Below are 25,125 nucleotides of genomic sequence, written 5' to 3' on the forward strand. Positions count from 1 at the left end.
AATTGCAGGAATTTACAATTATGACCTGTATTTATCATTACAACAGGCGAGTACTTGATATTTTCGCAGGAGGTCTAATGTATTCTTCTGTGGCTTTTCGGTAGTTACCCTTCATTCTATCATCTTTAAAACTGTCTAAATTATCCGGGTCGCCATAGACGCGACCATAGGCAATTTTTCTCAGAGAGCATCCAATTAGCTCGGCAGTTTGAGCTTGTGTATTCCCGCTATTTAGCAATAGAAATATTAAGGCTCTTTGCCGAATATCTGGATGCTTATGCTCTTTTAATGCTTGTTGCAGAGTTTCTTTTGTTTCGGAACTCAGGAAGTTTTTAATAGGCATTAATTTTTCCTAAATACGGTCATACTGTATTATACAATATGCGTTTTAAATGCACAACAGCTTATCACGATTATCCCATTTTAACTGGTATTTTATTTTTCCGCAAGTCCCTAACACTCGGAAGTGCTGTATTTAGTGTACCTTCATAGTGAATGGGTATAACTTATTCAGCAAGCCCTATCTATGTTCTGACGGGGGTGTTACCGTCAGATCCCACACTCCGTCACCAACAAATTTCTGGCAGAACATCCAGCCCGCCCCACATTCTCCAAAAGCCCCAAAACCATTCATTTCAACCAGGCAGGGTGAGCCATCAAAGCTGCAAAAGGCTGCACTCCCCGCAACTGATTCGACAGCGGCAAATGACCCCTAGGCGCACTCAAATCCCAGATAAACTCTTGCGGGTAGCGCGTCCAATTATTCCCCTTTTTCCAGCCAATTAGCGGCCACAATTTATCCCAATTCTTGCCCGAACTCAGCCAAATTTCCCGCTGCACTGAAAAGCCAAATTTGCCTTCAGAATGAACTTTCCACAGCGTATTAATTGTTTGCAAATCCGCTATCGGCAAACTCTCAACTTGCGTAAAATACAGCCACTTTCTCACGGAAGCTGTTTCACCCGCCAATTCACAAAGCTTGTCTAAAGTCAAGCGATCGGCTTCTTGAAATTCCTGTAACGCCAATAATTGTTGCAGCGGAGTGTAATCAATGTTAGAGTCCGATCGCAGCGGCACAACCCCACTTGGAAAATTCGCTTGCAAAAACTCCGCCGCTCTCGGAGAATTAGCACTGTAAAGAATTTGGTAAGCCTTACCCATTACCGCAGTCGGTGCCTCTGACTTGCGCTCTAATAAAAATTCCATCAATACATCCCAACCGGAATCTGCTATTTGTTGTTGTAGCAGTTGCAGTTGAGCTTTTTCCGAACCAGACCTCAACTGAGAGCGGAGTTCGGCTGTATCGGCCGCCGAGTCTAGAGGAGAAGTAGAAATCGAGTCAGTCATGAGAAACTATCAGCTATCAGCTATCAGCTATCAGCTATTAGCTGAAGCCCTGGTTTTCCCCCATTGTACAATGGTACTGACTCCGATTCACTTCTCTGTACTCGGATGCCTGCGCGCAAAGCCGCCTGGTTTAGCCGATCGCCCCCACCCTCTTCGCCAATGGCAGCAATAGCAAATCAGTCTACCATCTGAATTTTACGATCGATGCCATGTCAAAGAGTTTTTCTTGAACCTAGTCGTCCACGATCGAAACCCATGCAGAGAAGGAAGGCGGAAAAAAGTTTATGTCATATTCCGAGTCTTCCCACTCTTTGACCCAAAGCGGCACGGCGCCGGGGCGAGGAGTTGCAGAAAAGGTGCGTTCTTTGACTTCGATCGAGTGAAATAGCTGTTTTAAAGTATCTCCCCGATCCAAAGCTTCGCTGAGGATGTCGTCCAACTCAGGATCGACCCGTTTGACACGGTTTTTGTCCTCCTCCAGCCACAGAAGTTTCAAAGACTTCAGATCTCTCGGACTGAGGATGCTCTTGTAGTACACGCGCTTAAGGGTCGCTACGGGTTCCAATGAGCGTTCGATCCGGCGAATTTGCTGAACTCGCAGGTAGTGCCATTCCGCTAAACGCTTGCTTTCCGAAGGCGGGAGAGTACCCTTGCCCGCTGCGTGTTTGTAGTCGTATTTAATCAAACTGCAAGCCATATTGGCTAGCAGATGAATTAACTGTTTTTCTTTGGGTGTTGCCTGACGCCGTTCCTGGGTTCTTGTCAATACGCGCTGTCTGCGGGTAGTTTCGAGAGTATTTTCCATTGGGTTTTTACGAGATGAAATACGATTGTGCCAGATCCAAATCCCGAACATCAGAAGGTAAGGAAGTTGATAGGCGGGGAAACTCCACCGACAGACTCGCCTTACCTGTTTATTTTCCCATTCACCGTTCTCTGAAACTGACCCCTACCCCTGGGATTAGGTAGACTGATATTGGGATCTAGTTTTAACCGCCTCGATCAGAGGCGGTTGCGACAACAAATGCCACCACAACCACAACCGCACCAGAGCAAACCACACAAGAGCGCCAATTATTTCCTGCCTTTACCCGTTTTTACCTCTTCTTGCTCCCCATCCTCATTCGTTCCAGTGTAGTTAAAGTCGGGACGACTCTCCCAAGCCGTCAAACTACTGGCTGATGAAGGTTGTGTGGCGATCGCTGAAGCGCTGGCGCTGCCTGCCTGGAAAAAGCCGAAGCCAGCCGAGGCAATTACCCCTAATACTAAGATGCTGTTTTTCATGTTCGATGACCCTGATTTGCGTAGATTGACACTTTTTGGCTAACCCGATCAGTCAGAAATGGGTTGATGCAATAACCCACTTGTCTTCTGATAAATCTGCCTGCCATAATCAATTCAGACAGGCACACCCGCTTGTGATCGGAAACGCCGGAAGTGACGTGTTACTAATGTCCACGATCATCCATCAACCCGAATTTTTTGGGTAGTGGAGCGAAAGCCATCAGGGCGTCGATCCATCAGGGAGTTATGCCATCAGGGTGCTAATCCATCGGGTAGTTAAGCCATCAGGGCGCATCTTCTACAATTAGCCACCGACTTAACTTTTATAGTTGAGTAAGTGGTTAGCCTGGTACTGACAAAGCCTTTAAGAATTAAACTTTTTGTGGATGCATCCTGAAAAGTTTGTTCTTAGGAATCCCCGAAGGCGAAAGCCCCGGGAAAGTCAGCAGCATGGAATTCCATGCAATCTAAGTCAACTAAAAAAACGCAGATTAACGCAGATTAACGATATCTCCCACTCAAGCAGTCCTCAGCAAAACGCTGGGGTTTTTTATTGGCAGCAATTGTTCAGCGTTTGTCTCCGGCATCCGGCAGGCGGAGCTGAAGGCAGAAGGTTGACGGCGCTGTGGTTATGAGTTTCCCTGCCAACATCATACCACCGGGTGAAATTTAAAGTATTATTGTAAAAAAATGTGAAAAAAAGGGCGTTTTAGCGTTCTCAATCCGAGGAGAGTGAAAATTGATCAATTATGTGAACGAGTGTAAAAAATTAAGTGGCGGGCTAGGATTCAGCCGATCGTAGGATTTGGGGCGAACGCTTGCAAAGATACGGTAAAGATTGACAAGGAGAAAGCTGAGCTAGTAGACAATAGAGAAAGACGAACAAAAATTTTCCACCATAGTAAGCTGGCAATAATTGCAATTTGTAACCTTTCGATCGCACAGCATAGGGGCGTAAAATCTTGATGAATTCCCAGATGACAGCAGAAGTCAACTCAACGTACCACTATCAAGTCGGAGGATATTTGCCTGCCGGTGCGCCCACCTATGTCAGGCGATCGGCAGATAGCGAGCTCTACGAAGGACTCAAAGCCGGAGACTTCTGCTACGTGTTGAGTTCGCCACACATGGGAAAGTCCAGCCTGCTAGTGCAAACGGCCAAAAGGTTGCAAGCCGAAGGTACAGTTTTTGCCGCCATCAACTTGAGAAGCATCAGCAGCCCAGATATCTCCCCCCAAAAGTGGTACGCAGCAATCATGTACCGCATGGCAAGCAGTTTACACATCACAAACAGGTTTGATGCCATCAAGTGGTGGAACGATCGCGAACTGCTATCGCCGATGCAGCGATTGGAGATATTTCTCGAAAAAGTTTTGCTCAAGTCACTTCAGCAAAATCTGGTAATTTTCATAGATGACATTGACAGCATCAGCAGCCTAAATTTCAGTACCAGCGATTTTTTTGCTTTGATCCGGGCTTGTTACTCCAAGCGGGCAGAGCAACCGGAATACGATCGCCTGACTTTTGCTGTTATGGGAGTAGCAGCCCCCTCAGAATTGATCCGAGATCCCAGATGCAACCCTTTTAATATTGGACGGCAGATTCATTTAAGTCGATTCCAACTGCACGAAAGTTTGCCGCTAGCAAAAGGATTAGCCCTGAAAGCTTTTCGCCCCCAAAAAGTTCTCCAAGAAATATTAGCTTGGACGGGCGGCCAACCGTTTTTAACTCAAAAAATTTGCCACTTGGTACTTGAATACGGGCCTTTCATTGGCCGAAATTCCGAAGCTCAGCAGGTAGAAAAACTGGTCAAACACAGAATTATTAAAAATTGGGAAGAAGAAGACGATCCCCAACATTTGATACCCATACGCGATCGCATTTTCCATAGCCACTGCGACCTCACGCCACTGTTAACGCTGTACCAGCAAGCTTTGCAACCGGTCAAAGCAACAAAACCGGGGGAATCGCAGGGAGTACCCGCAGATTACTGTCCCGAAAAAATCGAATTGCAACTGTCAGGACTGGTTGTTAAGTCTAACGGTAAATTAATAGTTGCCAACCTAATTTATCAGTCAGTTTTTAATCGATTCTGGGTGGAAAAAGAGCTGGGAAAATTGGCTCCCTACCACTCCGCGCTAGCAGCATGGCTGGCTTCAGACCGCGAAGATGAATCGCTGTTATTGACAGGGGAAAGTTTGCAGTCAGCTTTGGATTGGGCTGCGAACAAACAATTAAGCCAAGAACACTCTTGGTTCTTGAATCCCGATCGAACTTTTGGGGAAAAACCGACAGTGGTTGTCGCGCAAGTTGCAGACAGCAGCGTAGACACAGATGCAGAAAGCAGCATCCTCACCCCGCCCTCAGATAGTGTTCCAACTGGCAGCAACGAACAGAGATTGTACGATCACATCGTCTCCTGCGTGGAAACAGAATCTCCGGCACAGGTGATCGAGCGGTTCCGAAAGCTATTTATAGACGGCATGGGCTATCCCGATCGAGAGATTGAAGCAACTTTGTACAGTATAGTCTCCGTCAAGCGATCGGATCAGCACTTTAAATATATCCTCCACCGCTGCTGCTACATCCCGATCAACCGCTGGCAATTGCAATCACACAACCAGTTCGCGATCGCCAAGTTGGTAGCTTTATTTAAGCAGAGTTCTCCCCGATTCGGGACGGAATTTTACATAGTCAAGCGCTTGCAAGAACAAATAGCTTTCTTTACTAAAAGTGAAGAATTCCAGACCCTAGATCGCTTAGTAAAAGCCCTAGATAGAGAGGCGGAACTGCAGACACAAGATACAGATTATCCTTTGGGCGAATTGATCTGTCGGTATCCTTATTTGTACGGCTATTCTCTACTGAGCAAGGGCAGTATTGAGGAAGACCAACAAACCATTCAAAAACTGGCATTTCAAAGACAGCGACAATTTGAAACACATTTGTCTCTATATTTAAATTATTTGGTTGAGCCGAGAAATACAGAAATAGGAATTGTGCATCGAGCGGCTAATCCCACACTTTTAAACGATGCAGAACTGCACTTAGCGGTCAGGGAATTTGCGGGAAAAGTAGCAGGCGATCGCAGCTACAAAGAAGAGGCTCAATTTTTCCTGAGAGATGCCAGACAAACTCCATCTTACGCCTCATTTAAAGTGGATTTATATGAATATTTAATATCCTCGGTTGAACCAGAATACGGCGGGCGTCAATTTAATGACCGTTTGTACAAACAAATCAAAAATACATTGCGAGAAAATGATTCGGTGAAATTCAATAATATATTGTTAGTTGGGACTTGCCACCAGTTGTTCAACTTCTTAGTAGTAGAAAATGCCCAACATCCCAGCCACTACGTTTTTTACGACTTGGTGTACAACCTCGGTGCCAGCAGGACAATGGGTTTAATGCTCAAACTGGTACTGCTTTCTGGCAAAGTTAAACCAGAGTTGGAAAAGCGATTTTCTATTTTGTTTAATCACTATGAAGGGAAAGCTTCTAATGAAATTATGTGGTTTGTCAAATCCTTGGAAAATTTCAATGTGGCTTTGGTTGTGAATTTTGGTAAGACGGATTTGTCTTTGGTTAAAAAACAGCTTATTTTGAATTGACAACAAAATTGAGCGGGCTGCCTTATATAATGATAGTAGTAGCTCAAAAAAATTCATGTAAAACCCATGAAAGCCTTTGAAGTCACAGGAACGCTCGACGAAAAAGGTCAATTAATTCTCGATCGACCTTTAACACTAGACACTCCGGGCCCCGTGCGAATTTTCGTCCTTCTTCCCGAACCTACAGATGAAGCTGAAGACGACCCCGACGATACGACCGTTGAAGAAGTAAAAGCTAGTCTCAGAAAAGGATTGCTACAAGGCAAAGCCGGACAAACGAGATTAATCTCGGAACTGTGGGAGAGAATCGATGCCGAAAAAGGTCAATTATTGCTTGATCGACCTTTAACGCCCGGTATTTCCGCTCTCCTAGGAATTATTCTCCTTTCCGAACCTATATATGAAGCTGAAGAAGATCCAGACGATACTCCAGTTGCCGAAGTGAAAGCTAGTCTCAAAAGGGCATTCCAGGAAGCAAAAACCCGACAGCGAATACCTCTTTCTCAAATGTGGGAGGGCATCGATGTCGAATGAATCCGATCATCTAGTTCAAATCGATTTAACGCCTGAGTATAAGCGAAATTTGCGTGAATTATCCAAAAAGTATCGACAAATCCGGCTAGATACTCAGCCCGTAATTGAACAAATACAGGCTGGCAATTTTATTGGCGATCACATTCCCGGAATGGGCGAAGATTATATCATCTTAAAAGTCCGGGTGAAAAACAGCAACATCCAAAAAGGAAAAAGTGCAGGGTATCGCATGATTTATTAAGTCGAATCGCCGTCTATCGTACTTTTGTTAACCATTTACTCAAAATCCGATCGAACAGATATTAGCCTCAAGGAAATCCGCCGCATCATAGCCGAGTTTGATGAAAACGAATAGCGGTGTATTATTATTAATTTTATGATTAGCTATCTCAAAGGCACAGTCGCCGATATCGCCAAAGGCAGCAACCGCGTCATATTGACTCTCGAAGTCAATCAAATTGGCTATGAAATCCAAATTTTGCCCCGCGTCACCGGTCAATTGCCAGCATCCGGCGAAGTCGCCCAAATTTTTACCCACCAGCAAGTTAAGGAAGACCAAATCGTATTGTACGGTTTTGGCAGCGCGGCAGAACGCGATTTGTTTCGGCAGTTGACGAGTGTCAGCGGTGTTGGAGCTCAACTGGCGATCGCACTTCTCGATACTTTAGGATTGCAAGATTTAGTCCAGGCGATCGTCGGCGGTAACACCCGCATCCTCGCCAAAACCCCGGGCGTGGGTACAAAAACCGCAGAACGTCTCGCCCTGGAACTCAAAAGCAAACTCTCGGAATGGCGACAGCAAGCAGGTTTGACAACTTCAGTCGCCGCCGGAGTCCCCCCAGCTATTCAAGAAGAAGTCGAGATGATCCTGCTGGCGATGGGATACACTGGGGCGGAAGTTTTGCAAGCGCTGCAAACCCTCAGTCAAGACAGCAGTTTGTCCGCCAAAGCGAATGCCGATGATTGGATACGTGAGGCGATCGCCTATTTGAGCCGATAATCGCCTACAACATCTAGCCGCCCGGAATAAAAACCCTGGACGGGCGGGACATCCCACAATTTTTTTCCTGTGGGATGGGCGTCCCGCCCGTCCTAAGTATGTTTGCAATTCAAGTCTATTCTGCTCAAAAAACAAACCCATCCGTGGCAAAAATTTTATCGTTGTTATGCTTCTCGTGTGATAACATTGGAGATTGTGACAATCGTACAAAAAAAACTAAAATCAATTCATGGCTCTTACACAACAGCGCAAACAAGAAATCATGGGCGACTTCCAAACCCATGAAACCGATACCGGTTCAGCAGATGTCCAAGTCGCCATGCTGACCGATCGCATCACCAAACTCAGCGCCCACCTGAAAATCAACCAAAAAGACTTCGCCTCCCGGCGCGGTTTGATGATGATGATCAGCCGCCGCAAGCGCCTGCTGGCATACATCCAAAAGGGAAGCGTAGAACGCTACAAAGCATTGATTGCCCGTCTAGGCATTCGCGGCTAAACACCAAAGCCAAAATTTGCGACAATATTCTTTAATCTTGGACAAACACCAAGACTTATTGAAAAATGTTCGAGATTTCAGGTTAGAGATAAAATATGTCCTCCGAACCACCCCGCAAGCGCTTGCCCTTTGAACCGGCAACAAATCGTAAAAAAACGCCTAAAAAGCCCCCAGAACCCCAAGCAAGCGTGGCCTTAGAGTCGGATTCTGCCGATAAGCAGCCGAAAGCTAACAAAACCGGAAAACAGGCGCAATCCATCCCAGAAGTAGTCAGCCAACGCATGATATCCCGCATAGCGGTATTCTGCGGCATACCTACCATATTGGGAATTTCCACATTTTTTGTAAGCTATTTGGTAGTCAGCAAGGGCTTGTTTGATCTGCCCAACACAGCAGTATTGCTGGTAAGCATGGGCTGTTTTGGTCTAGGCGTTCTGGGATTGAGCTACGGAGTCCTCTCGGCTTCCTGGGATGAAGAAGTTTCAGGAAGCACTCTGGGGTGGGAAGAATTTAATACTAATTTTGGACGGATGCGAGAAGCGTGGCGTGAGGCAAAATCTAAAAGTTAGTCATTAGTTATTAGTTATTAGTCATCGGTGTCAACTTAACATTAAACCGATAGTCCGATAGTCCGACAGGGAATGAATTCCCTGTCTCAAAGCGAAAGTCCTCTAAAGAGGACTAATGAATTTAAAAAGTTTTCTTCTCAGTCCTCTTCAGAGGACTTTAGCTTTGAGACAGGGGTTTTAACCCCTGGCGGACTTGGCGGGTGAGCGAGAGAACTTGGCGGACTAAAAGCTTAAGTTGACACCAATGGCTACTGCCGTGTCCTGATATCATTCGATCGCCATTGCATCTCATCCGTGTCATAATCCGTAGTTTAGCCCAACAGAAAAGGCAAAAAAAATATGATTATAGTAATGAAAGCCGGCACTCCAGAAGCCGAGATCGATCGACTAGACGAAGAACTCCGCACTAACTGGGGTTTGACACCAGAAAAAATCGTCGGGCGTTACAAAGTCGTCATGGGTTTGGTAGGTGACACCGCCGAGCTCGAACCGATGCAACTGCGCGAAATGAGCACCTGGATTGAGGAAGTGCTGCGCGTCGAAAAACCCTACAAACGCGCTTCTCTCGAATATCGCCAAGGAGAAGCCAGCGAAGTAGCGGTTGCTACTCCTTTAGGAACTGTAACGATCGGCTTGCATCACCCGATCGCGATCGTAGCAGGCCCTTGCTCGGTCGAAAACGAAGAAATGATTGTCGAAACGGCAATGCGCGTCAAAGCTGCTGGAGCTCATTTCCTCCGTGGTGGCGCGTACAAACCGAGAACTTCCCCCTACGCTTTCCAAGGCCACGGCGAGAGTGCTTTGGGATTGCTAGCTGCGGCCCGGGAAGCTAGCGGTTTGGGGATTATCACAGAAGTTATGGATGCGGCCGATTTAAGTGCGATCGTGGAAGTAGCGGACGTGATCCAAGTCGGGGCGAGAAATATGCAGAATTTCTCACTGTTGAAGAAAGTCGGAGCTCAAGACAAACCGGTTTTGCTGAAGCGCGGCATCTCCGCCACCATTGAAGAATGGTTGATGGCTGCTGAGTATATCATGGCTTCTGGCAATCCGAACGTGATTTTGTGCGAGCGCGGAATTCGCGGGTATGACAGGCAATATACACGCAATACCCTAGATTTGTCGGCGGTTCCAGTGTTGCGGACTCTGACTCACTTACCGATTATGGTTGACCCCAGTCACGGCACCGGTTGGGCGCAGTTTGTACCGTCAATGGCGTTTGCTTCGATCGCCTCTGGTACTGATTCGCTGATGATTGAAGTGCACCCGAATCCGAAAAAAGCTTTGTCTGACGGGCCGCAATCTTTAACACCGGATCAGTTCGACAAGTTGATGGAAGAATTGGCGGTGATTGGTAAAGTCATGAACCGTTGGCCGCAACCCGTGCCAGCTTTGGTATAAAAACAGGCGAAACGCCTAACCTAAAATGCGATCGCGGTTAAATCCCCGACTTCTTAAAGAAGTCGGGGATTTTGTTATTCGGTTTTTGGAATAGAGGCCCAGGGGCGATCGTACTTCTAGGAAAGTTGGGAAATTTTGTATAATACATCTATCAACTAATTAGCGAGAGGGCTGGGAGTCATGGTAGGCATCGGAACCAAACTCACTTTAGCAGAATTTCTAGCTTTGCCCGACGGAGATGTATATTATGAGTTTGTAGATGGTCAAGCAGTTCCTAAAGTGTCTCCAAAAATTTTTCATTCCAGTTTACAGGGAGCTTTAAATTTCCTATTGCGTCTATGGAGTCGGGGAAAAGGTAGAGTCTTTCCAGAATTAGCGGTTCTATTAAAGCGTCAGGATCGAAACTGGGCTCCTCTACCAGATTTACTGTATATTTCTTATGAACGTTTACCGCGGAGTTATCGGCGGAATCAAGCTTGTCCCGCAATTCCTGAACTGGTGATTGAGATTATATCACCGGATCAAAGTATGAAGGAATTTGAAGAGAAGGCGAAAGATTATTTGGCGGCGGGAGTTCCGCGAGTTTGGGTAATCGATCCAGAAGCTATTTTAATAAGAATCTTTTTCCCCGATGGTTCTAGTCAAGTTTATACGGATAATACACCGATTGTGGATGAGTTGCTGCCTGGTTTGGAGTTGACGACTAGACAGATTTTTCAGGAAGCGGAATTGATTGATTGATTGATTGATTGAGGGCGATCCTACTCTGTGGAAGATATCAGTCGTAGGGTGCGTGACAACGGGAAAACTTCAACTCGCGGCGGTGGGACTATTGATTGTCACGCACCGCACGCGGGCAAAGCATTGAATAATACGCTGTCACCGGAAACGACATCACTTACACTTCGAGACGGATTTTGACTGTTGTGCCAAAAGCTTTTCTGAAGGCTGATTCAACATCGGGAAGTTTTTGAATTGCCATTAGCAAAAGTGGTGTTGAGGAAACTTTAATCCGGGCTTCGCCATCATTGAGAGCAATCAGTTTTCCGTGTTGTCGCATCAGTTCTTTAGTGCTGCGCGGTGATATGTGAAGGATCACAGTTTTCCATGTCAGACCTAGCATACTTTGAATTGCTTCTTCCATTTGTTTGAGTGGATCTATTTTCTGAGGCATTACAGGTAGTTCTAGTTGAATGGAGAAGTTGGGTGATTGTCGATTATTGAGGCTTGCCATAATCAAAATTTCCTCTGTGGCTTGACTTTTTAAGCATGACAGCTAGGAATCTCATATATTGGTAGTGAGAAAAATCTCATTTTTATGAGAAACGCCTAATATGGATGCCAAAAGAATCAGAGAGATTTTCGATACCCTACCTTCCAAGCGCAAGCAGGTACTCCTGAGAGTGTTAGCGGGTGAGAGTAAGGCAAAAATTGCCTGTGATATTTGTGATGGGAGCACAGATGCTGTACAGCAGAATTTGAGACAGCTTTATAGGTGCTTTGAGATTCAGGATGAAAGAGAACGCAAACTACCAGGGTTAATTGCTCTGTTTGCCAAGTCAATGCCTGAGTTGATAGGTGTTGGTAATTCTCAAGGGATTAACGAATCGCAGCCATCAGTCTATGATGATGAGACTTGGGTAGGCGGTGAGGAACCGAAGATCGCAAACCCAAGCATCAGTGTCGATCAAGAACAGAATTTTGGTTGGGTTGAAGATGCTTCAGAGGATAACCCCGATGTCTTGGTGCAAAGGGTGCGATCGCATCCCTATCACACTGCTAAAATTAAAGATCAGTGCGGACAATTACGCATCTTAGATGTTGAATGGCCAGTGGAAATAGATAATATTTACATTGAGGTCAAAGTTCTGGAAAAGCTTCCTAGCAATAGTAGGAAAACGATTTCTGATTTTCTATGTTTAAATTCAGCGATAGATAAGTCTGACCGTCTTGATGTAGATAAATCACAACAAGAACGAGTACCGGGCCTAGAGGTAGCAGCAAATAACTTGAAGTTAATGGTACTGGGAAAACAAGGGTCAGGTAAAACCACTTTTTTGAATCATTTAGCAATTCAGTGCAACCAAGGTAGGTTCCAATCTCAACTTATACCGATTTTTATAGAACTGAAATATTTTGCTATGATTGCTCGGGATAAATGTAATTTTAGCCTTTTCAACTACATCATCGACGAATTGTTAAATTGTGATGTTTGGGAAGAACAGATTAATACCTTGCTTTTTAACGGCAGAGTTTTTATTTTGCTTGATGGTTTAGATGAGGTAGAGCCAGAAAATGCTGATGCAGTTTTGAGAGAAATATATTATTTTTCAACACACTATTTTAGAAATAAATTTGTTATAAGTTGTAGGATTTCTACTCAGCTTGCCAATCGGCGATTTAGTTTAAAATTTACTGAGGTCGAAGTTGCAGATTTTAAGAGTGAGCAAATACAAGCATTCGCTAAAAAATGGTTTGTAGCAGTTGCCAGGAACTCTATAGAGCAGGGTTTAAGCCAAGCTGCTGAGTTTATTAAAAAATTGTATCTTTCAGAACATCAATCAATTCTAGAACTAGCAGGCACACCTATCTTGCTCAATCTAGCCTGCTTAGTTTTCCAAGAGAAAACTAATTTTCCTTCTACCCGAGCTAAGCTTTATGAAGAAGGATTAGACATTCTGCTTTTCCGATGGGATGAAGCCAAGAACATTAAACGGGATGAAATTTATCGAAAGTTGCCTGTGCGGAACAAAAAACAACTGCTGAGTCACGTAGCAGCCATTACATTTGAGCGAGGCGATGAAATTAAAGTTTTTGAGCGAGATATAATAGAGCGAATCATCGCCGACGGTCTTACTAAATTAACTGATGAAAACAACGCTCCGGTGCAAGTACAGTTAGATAGTGAAGCAGTGCTGAAGTCTATTGCAGAGCAAGATGGGCTACTTGTAGAACGCGCAAGAGGAATTTACTCTTTTTCTCATCTCACATTTCAGGAGTATTTTACCGCTTGGAAATTTGCTAATAGTTTAGAGCCACAAATTTTAGAAAAATTACTCGTCCATATTAGTGAAGAGCGATGGCGAGACGTGTTTTTATTGACTTCGGAAATGTTACCTTCGGCTGAGGAATTAATGCGATTAATGAAAGAAGAAATTGATAAAATTATACCCCAAAATGACAAGTTTCAAAAGTTTTTTGGCTGGTTAAAGCAAAAATCTTTGTCAGTCAAGAATCAAGACCAAGTTCCCTTCGGACTAGCTACCGTTCGGAGTTTGTATTTTGCTCGTGAAGTAGACCGATTTTCTAACAGTATGCGAGAGCCTGTATCCAGTCTTTTTAAGTGTGCCTATGCTCTGGAGCAAACGGTTTATTTTGGAAGTAATAATGCTCTTGATATAGATAGCGCAGTTTATTTTTTTGTTGTTTTTGCCGATAAACCTAAAGTTATCCGTTCTTGTGCGCTTGATGCTGTCCTTGAACTTAAACCTGAACTTAAGCAAAAACTCGAAAAACTCAAATATGAGATACCTGAACTAGCCAATGACGAAATACCTGATGATGAAATATCTGAGGATGAGGAAAACAAAGAAAAATCTCAGAAATTTAATAATTGGTTTGGCAATGATTTTTCCCGGTGGTTTGACCAAGTAAAAGTCGTAACAACTGAGTCTCGGAATATAGGCCATGATTGGCATTTCAACGAAGAATATAAAACTCGTTTACGGCAGTATTATGATGCTAATAAATTATTAGTTGATTGTTTAAATAGTAGTCGTAATCGTAGTCCGACAATAAGAGCGCATATCGAAGAGACTTTTTTATTACCTCAAACGAAATATTTTCAGCAATAAAAGTAGCAGAGATCGCCGTCTTTTTAGACAAGATATATCTATTACACCAAAACTGAAGCAGATATTAACAGCCTAAATTGAATTGCTAACTATACATAAACTCAAAGACATTCATTAAGTTGTTTCAGATCCCCTTGCGGCTGCACTTGCTTGTGCAAACTAATTTGGTCGCCCACTTCATACCCCGAATTAAAACCCGCCTCACTGCTGATTTGAGAATCTGTTCTCGTTTTAACTTTAACCCCTCGGCCCTCTAGATAATCCGCGATCGCCTGTTGATTTTTCTCAAACATCGATCGCACTACAATCCCTGGAGTCGCCGCCACATCCCCCGAACCCGGAATCCCCGACTCTTCCATCTCCTGTTTTTGTTCCAACAATCTTTGTCTCAACCTCGTCGCGCATCCAACCCGAAAAGCATTCAGGTACGCCAACCCCCTGCCGTTCCCTTTGCGGTATTTAGCCCTTTTTTCAATCGCAGAACTCAAATACTCGTACAGATGTTTGCAAACAATCAGGTTTGTAGAAGTTCCCACCAAAAACATACTGCCATTATAAGTGTTTCGCATGGCATTGCAACCGTTAGCGTCGGCAATTCCCGAAAGCAGCATCATTTTCCAAGTGACAAATTTCGATGTTGTTTCAACTGAGTCTTCGTCAATCTCTTCTTGGTGATTTGGCCCTAAATCGGCGAGGCTGAGATTGTACTGTGCCAGTAAAAGGGAAGCTTTTTCGGCCGCAGCAGTGGATTCGTTTTCATTGGATGAGGTGGCGAGGGCTAACAGCTTTTTGATTCTTTCGACAATACTTGTGTCTGGCATTTTTCAATCGGTTTTAGGGTGAGAGTATGTGGTGGCAAGGATTTGGGTGAATTCCTATTTTAGTATAGCTGGGAATGTGCGATGTTTTTTGAGGAGGATTTTTGTGAACCGCAGAGGGCGCAGAGGGCGCAGAGAGAGAGAAAGAAGTTCGCCGCGGATGGGTTACTCTTCGAGGACTTCCAGGACTGATTTGGGCAACAATTTATCTTTAAACCAGACTACTTTTGCTGGCACATCTTTTACATTCACCCCGGCTTTTTCTAAATTCAGCCGTTCGGAAATAGCTAAAATCAAGTTATCGCATTCTGACTTCTGTACTTGTGCAAATTTCTTTTGCAAATACTCGGGCCGCCAATAGCCAACTATTTCTAATAAAAATACTCGCCCGTCGGGATGCACTAACCGAAAGTCGGGTATCATCACACTACCTGGTATCGGAATTAAATCAACTTCTCGCTCTAGTTGCCACTCGGTTTTTGTGGAATTCCATCTTTCAGCAAATGCCGCTTCTAACATACTATCATAAGGCTTGCCAGGGGGATAGTGGCTGACTAAACCGCAGTCGGAATTTAGGGTGAATTTACCTGTTTTCAAAACGCCACTAAAAGGGTCTTTTGTGTGCAGTGTCGAGTGCATACTCCATTTGGTGACGTGCAGCAGTGCGGGTAGCATTTTCGCCAGGGCTAAGCCGTAGCGGGTGCTGGGTTTGAATAAGCTTGTAGGGCCGTCTATTGTCAGTGTAAAACCGTGGTCTGCATCGCCTTCGATGTAAGTCATTAATTGAAATAGTTTCAGATAGCGAAATAAGAGTTTGTATTCTCCCGGATCGTTGCGGTGGGCGGTTAATTGGACTTGACTTGCTCGGTAAAATATGCCTTGAACTTGAGAAAGATTGTATTTGTGAAGCAAGTTTTCGGGTGTTGGTGCATTAAACTCTGTGAGGATTTTGTTTTCGTTTAAATCGGCGTATAAACCTGTACTGATTTCGTAAGGAAAAACTTCTCTGTTTAAGTCTTGGCTGAGTTCAGTTGCTACTTTTTCCAGGGTTAATTGGGTGGATTGAGGGCTGGGAGTCGATCGCGCTGACAAGGCAAATACCCGCTGTCTCAAGTCTGATGGTTCTAGGGGGCTGACGACTTCCAAGGTGCAGAAACCGCCCTTCAGCAGGTGCGCTAATCCCCGTTTCAGCCGATAGTCGGGGCTGTCGCCTTCCAATTCTAGCAAGCGTCCGTCGAGTTCGCCTTGGGTTTTGCCGATCGACTCTTGGAAACAGTTTATCGTTTCGGTAGCTGCTTCTAAGTTTTTAGCATCTATCTTGAGGCGTAGCGGGATGATTGATTCCCCATTTTGGCGGTGACTTAATAAATCGGTGGGTAACATAAGCAGTGAAAACTTTTACTCAATTTTTTGTTCGACAATCACCATAACTCCCCTAAGTTTTCCATCTTCTGTCAAGCTTTGGGTAGTCCGAATTCGCCGATTGTCACTGACAAGATTTATTGTTTCAACGGCCCTCAGAATGTTAGTTGCTTTATCCCATATTTGAAAAACTATCAGATGATTTCCAACTTCTGTGGCTAGTGTTTTGTAGTTAGAAAAGATAGAGTCAGGACTTTCAATTTCCACCTGCCCTTCACCGACAACATGACCCACAAAGTTTTGGGTTTCAGTCTTGCCATTGGCATAAGTTTGAACGTTAGTTTGCCTCCACTCGTTGTCCACAATTTTCTGGGTTAACACGGCTGTAAAACGCTGGGCTTCTTGGAGGTCAGCATTGAGGATTGTCCAAGTTCCCTCCCAAACTCCTGTATGTTTGGGGAAGACTTTAAAGTTACTTATTTGTGTGATATCGATCATTTTCCACTAATGTGAATTAGTTAATATTTAGATTATACACTAATTGGGAAATCTTAAAAATTCCGTGAAATCATCATTTTTGTCTCCTCAATTTATGGGTGATTCGGCTGCTTTTTTAGTCGCCTCTCGGTTGACTCCGTAAATCGATTGTAGATTTTAGATTGTAGATTTTAGATTTTAAATAAACCTAGGAGTGATTTAATTATATAGCCATCTTTTCGCTAAGACTACCCATCTCATAACTAACTTTTTTAGGCTGACTACCAAGGAATTTCATCATCATTGTCTTCTCCCCATTTTGCTGGTGATTCAGCCGCTTTTTTTGTTGTCTCTCGGTTGACTCCGTAAATTGGTGTTGGTTTGACAGTTTCTAATTTCGGATATGCTGTGGGCGGCGGTTCTATTTGTACTTTTGGTTGGGGTTTGTGAACTTGCATTCCTCCTCTGCGGCGCTGAGATGTTCTTTCTTCGCTGGTGTCTTCGGTGACGACTTCGTAGAGAATTGCTAACTTATTTACATCGCTGCTTTTGCGGAGAACTCGACCCAATCTCTGGATGTATTCGCGTTCGCTTCCGGTACCTGACAATATAATAGCAATTCTGGCATCTGGTACGTCAACTCCTTCGTTGAGGACGTGGGAGGCGACGAGGGTTTTGTATTCGCCGCTGCGAAAGCGGGCGAGGATTTCGTGACGTTCTTTGACTGGGGTTTGGTGGGTAATTGTGGGGATGAGAAATTCTTGGGAAATTCGGTAAACTGTGGCGTTATCTCCGGTAAAAATTAGGGTGCGATGGGGAGAGTGTTCTGCTAGTATTTGGGCTAAGATTCGCAGTTTTCCTTCGGTACAAAGGGCGATTTCTTTTGCTTGGCGGTGGGCTAGCATGGCGCGCCTTCCCAAGGGCGATCGCGCGCTTGCCATGATAAACTGTTTCCAACCTTCGAGGCTGGATATTTTGATGTTAGACTGTTTTAAGAAGTCGTTGCGAATGTTCATGAATTCGCTGTAGCGGTCGGTTTCTTCTTTTGACAGTTTTACCATGATTTGAACTATTTTATGGTCGGCTAAGGCATCGCCTGCCAAATCTTCGGGTCTTTTGCTATATACTGTCGGGCCGACGAGGAAATGTAAGTCGCTGTGGCGGCCGTCGGTGCGATCCGGTGTTGCTGTCAGTCCGAGTCGAAAAGGGGCGATCGCATATTCAGATATTACTCGATAAAAGTCCGTTGGTAAATGATGGCATTCGTCAAAAACCAACAACCCGTATTTATTGCCCAAGGTTTCTGCATGAATACTTGCACTGTCGTAGGTTGCGACTAAAATAGGCGTTTTGTCCCGTGAACCTCCGCCCAACAATCCGATTTCGATGTCTGGAAAAGCAGCTTTCAAATTAGCGTACCACTGGTGCATTAAATCGAGAGTTGGTACTACAATTAATGTACTGCGGCCTGTGACTTGCATGGCTAATTGTGCCAGATAAGTTTTGCCGGAAGCGGTGGGGAGGACGACTACTCCTTGGCTTCCTGCTTGCTGCCAAGCTGCTAAGGCTTCTTTTTGATGCGGGTAAGGCTGCATTTCGACGCTGGGTACGAGTTCGAGCAGTTCGTAGGCCCGGGCTTCGTCGGTGAAGTGAATGCAGTCGGCTTGGAGGCATTCTACCAGCGGGCGGTAGTGAATGGCTCGAATGCGGAATTTTTCCACGCGATCGTCCCACGTGGCAAAGTCCGCCCAGTCTCTGCCTTGGGGCGGCGGGTGCAGCAATAGAGTTCCGCGATCGAATGTTAAGGTAGGTGTGCGTGGCATTTTTTTTTAGAGACCTGAGTCGCTGCTGTTAAATTATAAATGACCGATCGAATATATTGACAGCAGACTCTCTATCAGCTATTATTTAATCACATCTATTAAACCCTAATGTATTTTAATCTAAAATAGGGTTAACTTAAAATTAAATAGTAATCCTTTCAGGATTTGTCAAAGTCAATATTTCTTTCTTTTCTCCTTCTATACACCATCAGGGGATCCTCTACAAAAAATCTCGTTCACAAATCAAATAGGATGACCCTAGCATTTTTTGTAGCCGACCAAATTGCCCAAAGGTCAAAAATGTCAAAAAAATGTAGCAGGGACTTTAGTCACTGTTTCTGAATTGGCAAAAAAACGTAGGCACTGACTACAAAATGCTTGGTATTGATTAGATATTTTCCCCACGGCTTCGAGTTCAATTATCATCGGAATAATATGTTTGATTTTATACAATACAAAAAAAGATTTTTACAAGCGACTAAGGACTGGAATAACGAGAAATGGAATAATTTTGATGACAATCCATTGCTGCTTTCGGCCCCAATGCTTCAAGATTGTCACGTGAAAAATTGTCGCTTTGTTGAAAGTAGATTAAAGATATTGGAATATCTGCCTAAAAATAGTGTGGTGGCTGAGGTGGGAACTCAATACGGGCGCTTTGCCGAAAAAATTCTGGCTATTGCCAAGCCCAAAAAGCTGCATTTGATCGATTATAATCTTGATTTATTCAAAGCAGAAGTCAGCAAAAAACAAAAAAGTCTAGTTCAAGAAGGGATAGAAAATGGAACGGTAGAGCTTCACGAAGGGGATTCTTCGACAATTTTAAGGAGCTTTCCTGACGAGTATTTTGACTGGATGTATATCGATGCCGACCACGAATATCACGGTGTATGCAAAGATATTCAGCAAGGTTACACGAAAATTAAAGCCGCAGGAATGATGGTTTTTAACGATTATACGAATTGGTCGGTATGCGAGGTGATGCCTTACGGTGTGGCGAAAGCAGTCAATGAGTTTTGTATTGCGAACAACTGGGAAATCGTATTTTTTGCCTTTCAGCCCCTAGGGTATCACGATGTGGCAATCAGGAAAAATACTGGGGAAACGGCACTGCGAATTCCGTTGGAGGAAGCCAATTCCGAATTGCAGAATTACCAATATCAAATTCAACAGCTACAGTTACAGTTGGAACAAGCTAAAAAGACGATCCACTTGATGGAAAACGATCAATTTGGGAAATTGCGATCGATCTGGCGGAAAATCCAACAAAAATTATCCTAGCCCACCCGGATTGCCAAATCTAAAATCTACAATGGTATTGTCCCGCTGGGGATAGTTTTTAGGTTAGATTCGATCTACGTATGCCTGAGATTAGAGGTTATAGATGGAAATAGGCGTCCCCAAGGAAATCAAGGATTTAGAGTTTCGAGTCGGGCTAAGTCCCACAAGTGTCCGGGCTTGTTCGGACAAAGGTCACGTAGTTTTCGTCGAAACGAATGCTGGTGCTGGGGCCGGTTTCGCGGACGAGGACTACGTTGAAGCAGGGGCTAAGATTGTCTTAAAAGCATCAGATGTCTGGAATCGCGAACTAATTGTTAAAGTTAAGGAACCGCTGCCTGCTGAGTATCCGCTGATGCAAAAAGAGCAGTTGCTGTTTACATATTTGCACTTGGCTGCCGATCGCACATTAACCGAGCATTTAATCAGCAGCGGAGTCCAGGCCATCGCCTACGAAACCGTCGAACTCCCGGACAGAAAATTGCCACTGCTAACGCCGATGAGTATTATTGCAGGGCGTTTGGCAGTGCAGTTCGGAGCTCGGTTTCTGGAACGACAGCAAGGTGGCAGAGGAGTGCTTTTGGGTGGCGTACCGGGAGTAAGACCGGGTAAAGTTGTGATTTTGGGCGGCGGCATTGTCGGCACAGAAGCAGCGCGAATTGCTGTAGGAATGGGCGCGAGAGTGCAGATATTAGACGTAAATGTCGATCGCTTAGCCTACTTGGAAACTCTGTTCGGTTCCAGAGTAGAATACCTCTACAGCAGTCCTTTGCAAATTGAAGCAGTTGTTCCCGATGCTGATTTATTAATCGGTGCAGTTTTGGTCTTAGGTAAAAAAGCTCCAATTCTGGTTTCTCGCGCATTTGTTGCGAAGATGCACCCCGGTTCTGTAATTGTTGACGTAGCCGTTGACCAAGGCGGCTGCGTAGAAACTTTGCGAGCAACTTCTCACACAAATCCTACCTATGTTGAGGAAGAAGTTGTGCATTACGGCGTACCAAATATGCCCGGTGCCGTGCCTTGGACAGCGACTCAAGCTTTGAATAACAGCACTTTGCCCTATGTTTTGGAGTTGGCAAATAACGGGATTAAAGCTTTGGAAATGAATCCGAGTTTGGCGAAGGGATTGAACGTGCAGAATCACCGATTAGTGCATCCGGCAGTGCGCGAGGTTTTCCCTGATTTAGCTGATTGAATTGCCCGTTTTTTGAAGTAAGTTGTCCCGGATCTAAATTGTATTGTGTCGCGGGCAGGATGCCCACCCCACAAGAAACTTGATGTGTTGTGGAATGGGCATCTTGCCCGTTCCTAAATAAAGTGGAATGGCATCTTGCCCGTTCCTAAAGATGATGCAAGATGTGAGTATGGGCGGCGGGTTTATATAATTTGTCGATACTTATCAAATATCTCGGCGAACCCGCCCCTAGCAAAAATCATCAGATACAATTCCGAATCAAACGGACATGATATTACTAATAACTTTGTAAGATTATGGTTGATAAATTTGGCGGATTGCGTCAAGGTTGTTGGCTTCAGGCATATAAGATGCGATCGCCTGCAAAACAGCAACATCAGAAATTGCCGAAATTTCATCAAGCAGCAGCAATCCTTCCTCTCCAAACTTCAAATTCAAGCCGAGTTCGATCATCTGAATAAATGCTCGTTTAGTCCGCGCTTGTTCCTCCAATAACTGAGCATCTTTTTGAGATAACTGAGCATCTTTTTGAGCCGCCAGTTCGTCGCCTGTAGGAATGGGATCGCCACTAGGATAGCACCAGCGCAACCAAGTACCACCGACCTTTTCAAATTCACCTTCCCACAGAGTTAATCCCAAACCGACTTCGGGAAACCAAGCATCAGTTTTGGGCGCGTAGGATTGGTTCTGCAACTCAAAAACTCGCAGCGTGCTACCTCTCAACTCGCGTAGCGGATCGTACACAACATAATAGGGGATTCGCATTCGAGCGTAGTCTATTAACTTGCTGCCCAATTCATTTCCCGGAGTTGGGGAAACAATTTCGATCGCAATTTCGGGAGGTTTGCCAAATTCCCAAAATAAATACGATCGCACTTGTCTTTCCCACCAATCCTCAGCACCAGTAATATTGATACTAAGAAAAACATCCGGGGCGATTCCCGGTTGACGCACGCTGCTGAACAAACCAACATTTGCCGCCGCAATAAAAGGAACAGTAATCCCTGTATCGCCACCGCTATATAAAACCGTTGTCAGCAGTCGCTGCTGTTTTTCGTTGATGAAGCTGTCCAAAGGAGTATCGTCTTCTAGCACTAAGTTGCTAATATCTGGCAGCTGACTGGGATCGAGGATTAATGGCTCAGACATAGGTAGCCGAGATGAGAACTATCTGCCACAAAAATTTTAACATCATCAGCCAAGGGACTCGGGCAATATTAAGTTTTTCCACCAATGTCAACAGTCAACTTGAATTCGCTTCATTCGATCGCTAAAAAATCCAAATTATCTGCGTTGATCTGCGTCAATCTGCCTGAAATCTGCGGTTGACCGATCGATCGGTTTATGCCATGCAATAAGTCTAGTTAACAGATATATTACTCGCAGCCCAGAAGCAGAAAAAATATTTCCCAAAACACTTGACAGATTCCCGAACTTATGGCAAAGTAGTGATTCGTGACCGATGCGGAACTGGCGGAATTGGTAGACGCGCATGATTCAGGTTCATGTGGTGCAAGCCTTCCGGGTTCAAGTCCCGGGTTCCGCATTCCAAAAGCAGAAGGAAGTTTGGGGTTAACCCGGTAAAGGAAATAACCCCATTCGCTCTGCTGAATTAAACAATGATTACAAGTATTCAAAACCCCCTAGTCAAAGAAATCCGCAGGCTGCACAGCTCGAAGGGACGCAGGGAACAACAATTATTTTTACTAGAAGGGACGCATTTGCTCGAAGAAGCTTGCGCCGCTAAACACCCGCTAGAAACAGTTTGCTGCACTCCCGAATGGTTGGATCGCCACGGGAAATTGTGGGAGCAAATTGGTAGTTTAGCCGATCGCACAGAATTAGTAAGTGCAAAAGTATTAGAGTCGATCGCGACTACAGTCCAACCCGACGGCATTGTCGCCACCGCACCCCGCACCGCCACAGCGCCTGCAGAAATCTCAACTTTAGGAATAGCCCTCGAAACAATCCAAGATCCAGGCAACTTGGGGGCGATCGTCCGCACGGCTGCGGCTGCTAATGCCGATGGTTTGCTGCTGAGCACCGACAGCGCCGATTTAGACCATCCAAAGGTGCTGCGCGCCTCAGCAGGAGCTTGGTTTAAACTGCCCGTAGCAGTCACTCCAGATTTAACCGCCGAAGTCTGGGCGTATAAAAATCGGGGAATGCAAATATTAGCAACCGTTGCCGACGCGAGTTTGACTTATTGGGAAGTAGATTTGCGAGTGCCGACTCTGATAGTTTTGGGTAACGAAGGCTCTGGGTTGTCGCCAGAATTGAGAAGTTTGGCCGATCGACAAATCCAAATTCCCCTGAGTCGTGGCGTAGAATCTTTAAATGTGTCGATCGCCTCTGCCCTGATCTTGTACGAAGCTCAACGCCAAAGAGCTGATTAGACTTATTGCATAAATTTTTGATTGATAGGGAAACCGCAGATAAACGCAGATAAACGCAGATTCATTTCCAGATAGGAGAGCGAATGCCTGCAATTCAAATCTCTTATTTAATTGTTAATTAATGCTTATCTGTAGGGCGGGTTCATCAATATCTGTAACTTCACATTTATAGTCTTGGACCCACGGATGGCCTGAAATCGGGTTTTTATAACCCAAATACCTCGTTACAGCCCGCAGAGTCGCTAAAAAGCCCGGTTTCTTGGGTCGGAGTGCGATCGTCAACTGAAGCTGCCGGGCCTTTAAATTGTATTTTTAACTTCGCTGTGTCCCCAGGGTTTCCTCCCCCTCTCCCCATCTACCCCTCTGAGATTTGGGCGATTTTGTTTAATATGATGCAACTGTAAAGCCAGGAAAGTGGTTACTCTCCTACCAACAGTTCAGGCTGGCATGAAATAAATATGAAGAAGTGTAGGCAAGTGCTCTCACAAATGTTAAGATTCTTAACATAACGTAGTATTGTGCACACCCCAACAAAAACCTAACCTGAGACGGTGCTGACTGGGAGTAGTAGCTAGCTACCATAAAATTAAGCCTCTTTAAATGGAAGGAAAGCGCAAGTCCCCGCCCGCTTTCCTTCCCAGCTAAAGCTAGGGGTTTGCGACTACCGCAAACCTTTAGAGGCACAGATCCTCAGCGGGAAAAGCTCATGAAAACTCTTAAGTCCTCAGATACAGATTCTGTTCGCGCTTACTTGCGGGAAATCGGCCGCGTTCCCTTGTTGACCCATGAGCAAGAAATACTCTACGGGAAACAGGTACAGCGCTCAGCCGCACTGCATCAGGAGAAAAATATTTTAGCCGAAGAGTTAGGCCGCGACCCGACGGCGGCTGAATGGGCACAGGCAGTTGGGCTGTCTGAGGCACAGTTGCAGCGGACGATCGAACACGGGGAAAGGGCAAAGCGCCAAATGGTGGAAGCGAATCTCCGCCTGGTAGTGTCTGTTGCCAAGAAATATATCAAGCGCAACGTAGATTTGCTCGATCTAATTCAGGAAGGTACGATCGGGATGCAGCGGGGAGTAGAAAAATTTGACCCGACTAAGGGCTACAGATTTTCAACTTATGCTTATTGGTGGATTCGTCAGGCAATTACTCGGGCGATCGCCGAAAAAGGCCGCACCATCCGCTTGCCGATCCACATTACCGAAAAGCTCAACAAAATTAAAAAGGCTCAGCGCCTGCTAGCTCAACAGCTCGGCCGCGCGGCTACTTCTGCAGAGTTGGCTGCAGAGTTAGATTTGACTCCCAAGCAAATTCGCGAATATCTCGATCGCTCGCGCCTGCCACTTTCCCTGGACTTGCGCGTGGGAGACAATCAAGATACAGAGTTGGGCGATTTGTTGGAAGATACTGGTACTACCCCGGAAGATTTTGCCCTGCAATCTTCCCTGCGGACTGACTTAGATCACCTGATGGCGGAACTGACTCAGCAACAGCGAGAAGTGCTCGCCTTGCGCTTCGGTTTAGAAGACGGGCAAACCTTAACTTTGGCCAAAATAGGCGATCGACTCAACATCAGTCGGGAACGAGTGCGGCAAATTGAACGGGAAGCTTTGACCAAACTCCGCAAGCGCAAGCAAGATATCAACGATTATCTAGCCAGCTAGATAGATTG

At 45.1% G+C, this 25,125-nt stretch carries 24 protein-coding genes and 1 tRNA gene; 15 read left to right on the plus strand and 10 right to left on the minus strand.

The window, feature by feature from the left end; translation table 11 throughout:
• Positions 1-37: 37 nt before the first annotated feature.
• Both QUA44_RS06755 and QUA44_RS06760 read right to left on the minus strand, forming a co-directional pair.
• Positions 38-343 carry a helix-turn-helix domain-containing protein gene (locus QUA44_RS06755; protein ID WP_333249314.1) on the minus strand — a complete coding sequence of 102 codons (306 nt, stop codon included), beginning with the start codon at positions 341-343 and terminating at the stop codon, positions 38-40.
• A 287-nt stretch (positions 344-630) separates the two neighbouring features.
• The gene (locus QUA44_RS06760) at positions 631-1,347 is read right to left on the minus strand and encodes a GUN4 N-terminal ARM-like repeat domain-containing protein (RefSeq protein ID WP_333249316.1); all 717 of its coding nucleotides are present in this window, start codon (positions 1,345-1,347) and stop codon (positions 631-633) included.
• Between QUA44_RS06760 and QUA44_RS06765 the strand changes: the two genes are divergently transcribed.
• On the plus strand, positions 1,346-1,519 hold the full coding sequence (locus QUA44_RS06765) for a hypothetical protein (protein WP_333249317.1): 174 nt from the start codon (positions 1,346-1,348) through the stop codon (positions 1,517-1,519). The genes QUA44_RS06760 and QUA44_RS06765 overlap by 2 nt on opposite strands.
• 60 nt (positions 1,520-1,579) lie before the next feature.
• Here the strand turns inward: QUA44_RS06765 and QUA44_RS06770 are convergent, their stop codons facing one another.
• Both QUA44_RS06770 and QUA44_RS06775 read right to left on the minus strand, forming a co-directional pair.
• On the minus strand, positions 1,580-2,152 hold the full coding sequence (locus tag QUA44_RS06770) for a hypothetical protein (protein ID WP_333066315.1): 573 nt from the start codon (positions 2,150-2,152) through the stop codon (positions 1,580-1,582).
• A gap of 269 nt (positions 2,153-2,421) precedes the next feature.
• Positions 2,422-2,631: a hypothetical protein gene (locus QUA44_RS06775; RefSeq protein ID WP_333249319.1), complete on the minus strand. Its 210-nt coding sequence runs from the start codon at positions 2,629-2,631 to the stop codon at positions 2,422-2,424.
• A gap of 977 nt (positions 2,632-3,608) precedes the next feature.
• Between QUA44_RS06775 and QUA44_RS06780 the strand changes: the two genes are divergently transcribed.
• The 8 genes from QUA44_RS06780 to QUA44_RS06815 all read left to right on the plus strand — a co-directional run bounded on the left by QUA44_RS06780 (position 3,609) and on the right by QUA44_RS06815 (position 10,989).
• Positions 3,609-6,245, plus strand: coding sequence for an AAA-like domain-containing protein (locus tag QUA44_RS06780; protein WP_333249321.1), 2,637 nt, complete (start codon positions 3,609-3,611; stop codon positions 6,243-6,245).
• A 66-nt stretch (positions 6,246-6,311) separates the two neighbouring features.
• Positions 6,312-6,779, plus strand: a complete 468-nt coding sequence (locus QUA44_RS06785; RefSeq protein ID WP_333249323.1) for a type II toxin-antitoxin system RelN family antitoxin — start codon at positions 6,312-6,314, stop codon at positions 6,777-6,779.
• On the plus strand, positions 6,769-7,020 hold the full coding sequence (locus QUA44_RS06790) for a type II toxin-antitoxin system RelE/ParE family toxin (protein WP_333249325.1): 252 nt from the start codon (positions 6,769-6,771) through the stop codon (positions 7,018-7,020). The genes QUA44_RS06785 and QUA44_RS06790 overlap by 11 nt, the downstream gene beginning before the upstream one ends.
• 135 nt (positions 7,021-7,155) lie before the next feature.
• A complete protein-coding gene (ruvA, locus tag QUA44_RS06795) occupies positions 7,156-7,779 on the plus strand; it encodes a Holliday junction branch migration protein RuvA (protein WP_333249327.1) in 624 nt (207 codons plus the stop codon).
• Between the two features lie 229 nt (positions 7,780-8,008).
• Entirely contained in the window at positions 8,009-8,278 is a 270-nt protein-coding gene (gene rpsO / locus QUA44_RS06800; protein WP_333249329.1) for a 30S ribosomal protein S15, read from the plus strand.
• Positions 8,279-8,373: 95 nt separating this feature from the next.
• Positions 8,374-8,847, plus strand: coding sequence for a PAM68 family protein (locus QUA44_RS06805; protein ID WP_333249331.1), 474 nt, complete (start codon positions 8,374-8,376; stop codon positions 8,845-8,847).
• 339 nt (positions 8,848-9,186) lie between these two features.
• The gene (aroF, locus tag QUA44_RS06810) at positions 9,187-10,248 is read left to right on the plus strand and encodes a 3-deoxy-7-phosphoheptulonate synthase (RefSeq protein WP_333249335.1); all 1,062 of its coding nucleotides are present in this window, start codon (positions 9,187-9,189) and stop codon (positions 10,246-10,248) included.
• 180 nt (positions 10,249-10,428) lie between these two features.
• Entirely contained in the window at positions 10,429-10,989 is a 561-nt protein-coding gene (locus QUA44_RS06815) for a Uma2 family endonuclease (RefSeq protein ID WP_333249337.1), read from the plus strand.
• Between the two features lie 157 nt (positions 10,990-11,146).
• On the opposite strand, the gene QUA44_RS06820 is transcribed toward QUA44_RS06815, so the two are convergent.
• Entirely contained in the window at positions 11,147-11,482 is a 336-nt protein-coding gene (locus QUA44_RS06820) for a hypothetical protein (RefSeq protein ID WP_333249339.1), read from the minus strand.
• 100 nt (positions 11,483-11,582) lie between these two features.
• Here QUA44_RS06820 and QUA44_RS06825 point away from each other — a divergent pair, with 100 nt between their 5' ends.
• On the plus strand, positions 11,583-14,102 hold the full coding sequence (locus QUA44_RS06825) for an NACHT domain-containing NTPase (protein ID WP_333249341.1): 2,520 nt from the start codon (positions 11,583-11,585) through the stop codon (positions 14,100-14,102).
• Between the two features lie 101 nt (positions 14,103-14,203).
• Here the strand turns inward: QUA44_RS06825 and QUA44_RS06830 are convergent, their stop codons facing one another.
• The 4 genes from QUA44_RS06830 to QUA44_RS06845 all read right to left on the minus strand — a co-directional run bounded on the left by QUA44_RS06830 (position 14,204) and on the right by QUA44_RS06845 (position 18,582).
• The gene (locus tag QUA44_RS06830; RefSeq protein WP_333249343.1) at positions 14,204-14,923 is read right to left on the minus strand and encodes a DUF2786 domain-containing protein; all 720 of its coding nucleotides are present in this window, start codon (positions 14,921-14,923) and stop codon (positions 14,204-14,206) included.
• Between the two features lie 162 nt (positions 14,924-15,085).
• The gene (locus QUA44_RS06835) at positions 15,086-16,303 is read right to left on the minus strand and encodes a DUF790 family protein (protein WP_333249344.1); all 1,218 of its coding nucleotides are present in this window, start codon (positions 16,301-16,303) and stop codon (positions 15,086-15,088) included.
• A 15-nt stretch (positions 16,304-16,318) separates the two neighbouring features.
• Complete coding sequence (locus QUA44_RS06840; RefSeq protein ID WP_333249346.1) at positions 16,319-16,780, minus strand: DUF3598 family protein; 462 nt, start codon at positions 16,778-16,780, stop codon at positions 16,319-16,321.
• A gap of 260 nt (positions 16,781-17,040) precedes the next feature.
• Entirely contained in the window at positions 17,041-18,582 is a 1,542-nt protein-coding gene (locus QUA44_RS06845) for a DEAD/DEAH box helicase family protein (protein ID WP_333249348.1), read from the minus strand.
• A gap of 435 nt (positions 18,583-19,017) precedes the next feature.
• Between QUA44_RS06845 and QUA44_RS06850 the strand changes: the two genes are divergently transcribed.
• Positions 19,018-19,863 carry a class I SAM-dependent methyltransferase gene (locus QUA44_RS06850; protein WP_333249350.1) on the plus strand — a complete coding sequence of 282 codons (846 nt, stop codon included), beginning with the start codon at positions 19,018-19,020 and terminating at the stop codon, positions 19,861-19,863.
• 103 nt (positions 19,864-19,966) lie between these two features.
• Complete coding sequence (gene ald / locus QUA44_RS06855; protein WP_333249352.1) at positions 19,967-21,055, plus strand: alanine dehydrogenase; 1,089 nt, start codon at positions 19,967-19,969, stop codon at positions 21,053-21,055.
• A gap of 294 nt (positions 21,056-21,349) precedes the next feature.
• On the opposite strand, the gene QUA44_RS06860 is transcribed toward ald, so the two are convergent.
• The gene (locus tag QUA44_RS06860) at positions 21,350-22,204 is read right to left on the minus strand and encodes a Uma2 family endonuclease (protein WP_333249354.1); all 855 of its coding nucleotides are present in this window, start codon (positions 22,202-22,204) and stop codon (positions 21,350-21,352) included.
• Between the two features lie 315 nt (positions 22,205-22,519).
• Between QUA44_RS06860 and QUA44_RS06865 the strand changes: the two genes are divergently transcribed.
• The 3 genes from QUA44_RS06865 to QUA44_RS06875 all read left to right on the plus strand — a co-directional run bounded on the left by QUA44_RS06865 (position 22,520) and on the right by QUA44_RS06875 (position 25,117).
• Positions 22,520-22,601: transfer RNA gene (locus QUA44_RS06865), tRNA-Leu, on the plus strand.
• Positions 22,602-22,674: 73 nt separating this feature from the next.
• The gene (locus tag QUA44_RS06870) at positions 22,675-23,451 is read left to right on the plus strand and encodes an RNA methyltransferase (RefSeq protein ID WP_333249356.1); all 777 of its coding nucleotides are present in this window, start codon (positions 22,675-22,677) and stop codon (positions 23,449-23,451) included.
• A gap of 706 nt (positions 23,452-24,157) precedes the next feature.
• On the plus strand, positions 24,158-25,117 hold the full coding sequence (locus tag QUA44_RS06875) for an RNA polymerase sigma factor, RpoD/SigA family (RefSeq protein ID WP_333249357.1): 960 nt from the start codon (positions 24,158-24,160) through the stop codon (positions 25,115-25,117).
• Positions 25,118-25,125: the final 8 nt, after the last annotated feature.

This window comes from Microcoleus sp. N9_A2 (assembly GCF_036701775.1).
Lineage (GTDB): Bacteria > Cyanobacteriota > Cyanobacteriia > Cyanobacteriales > Microcoleaceae > Microcoleus.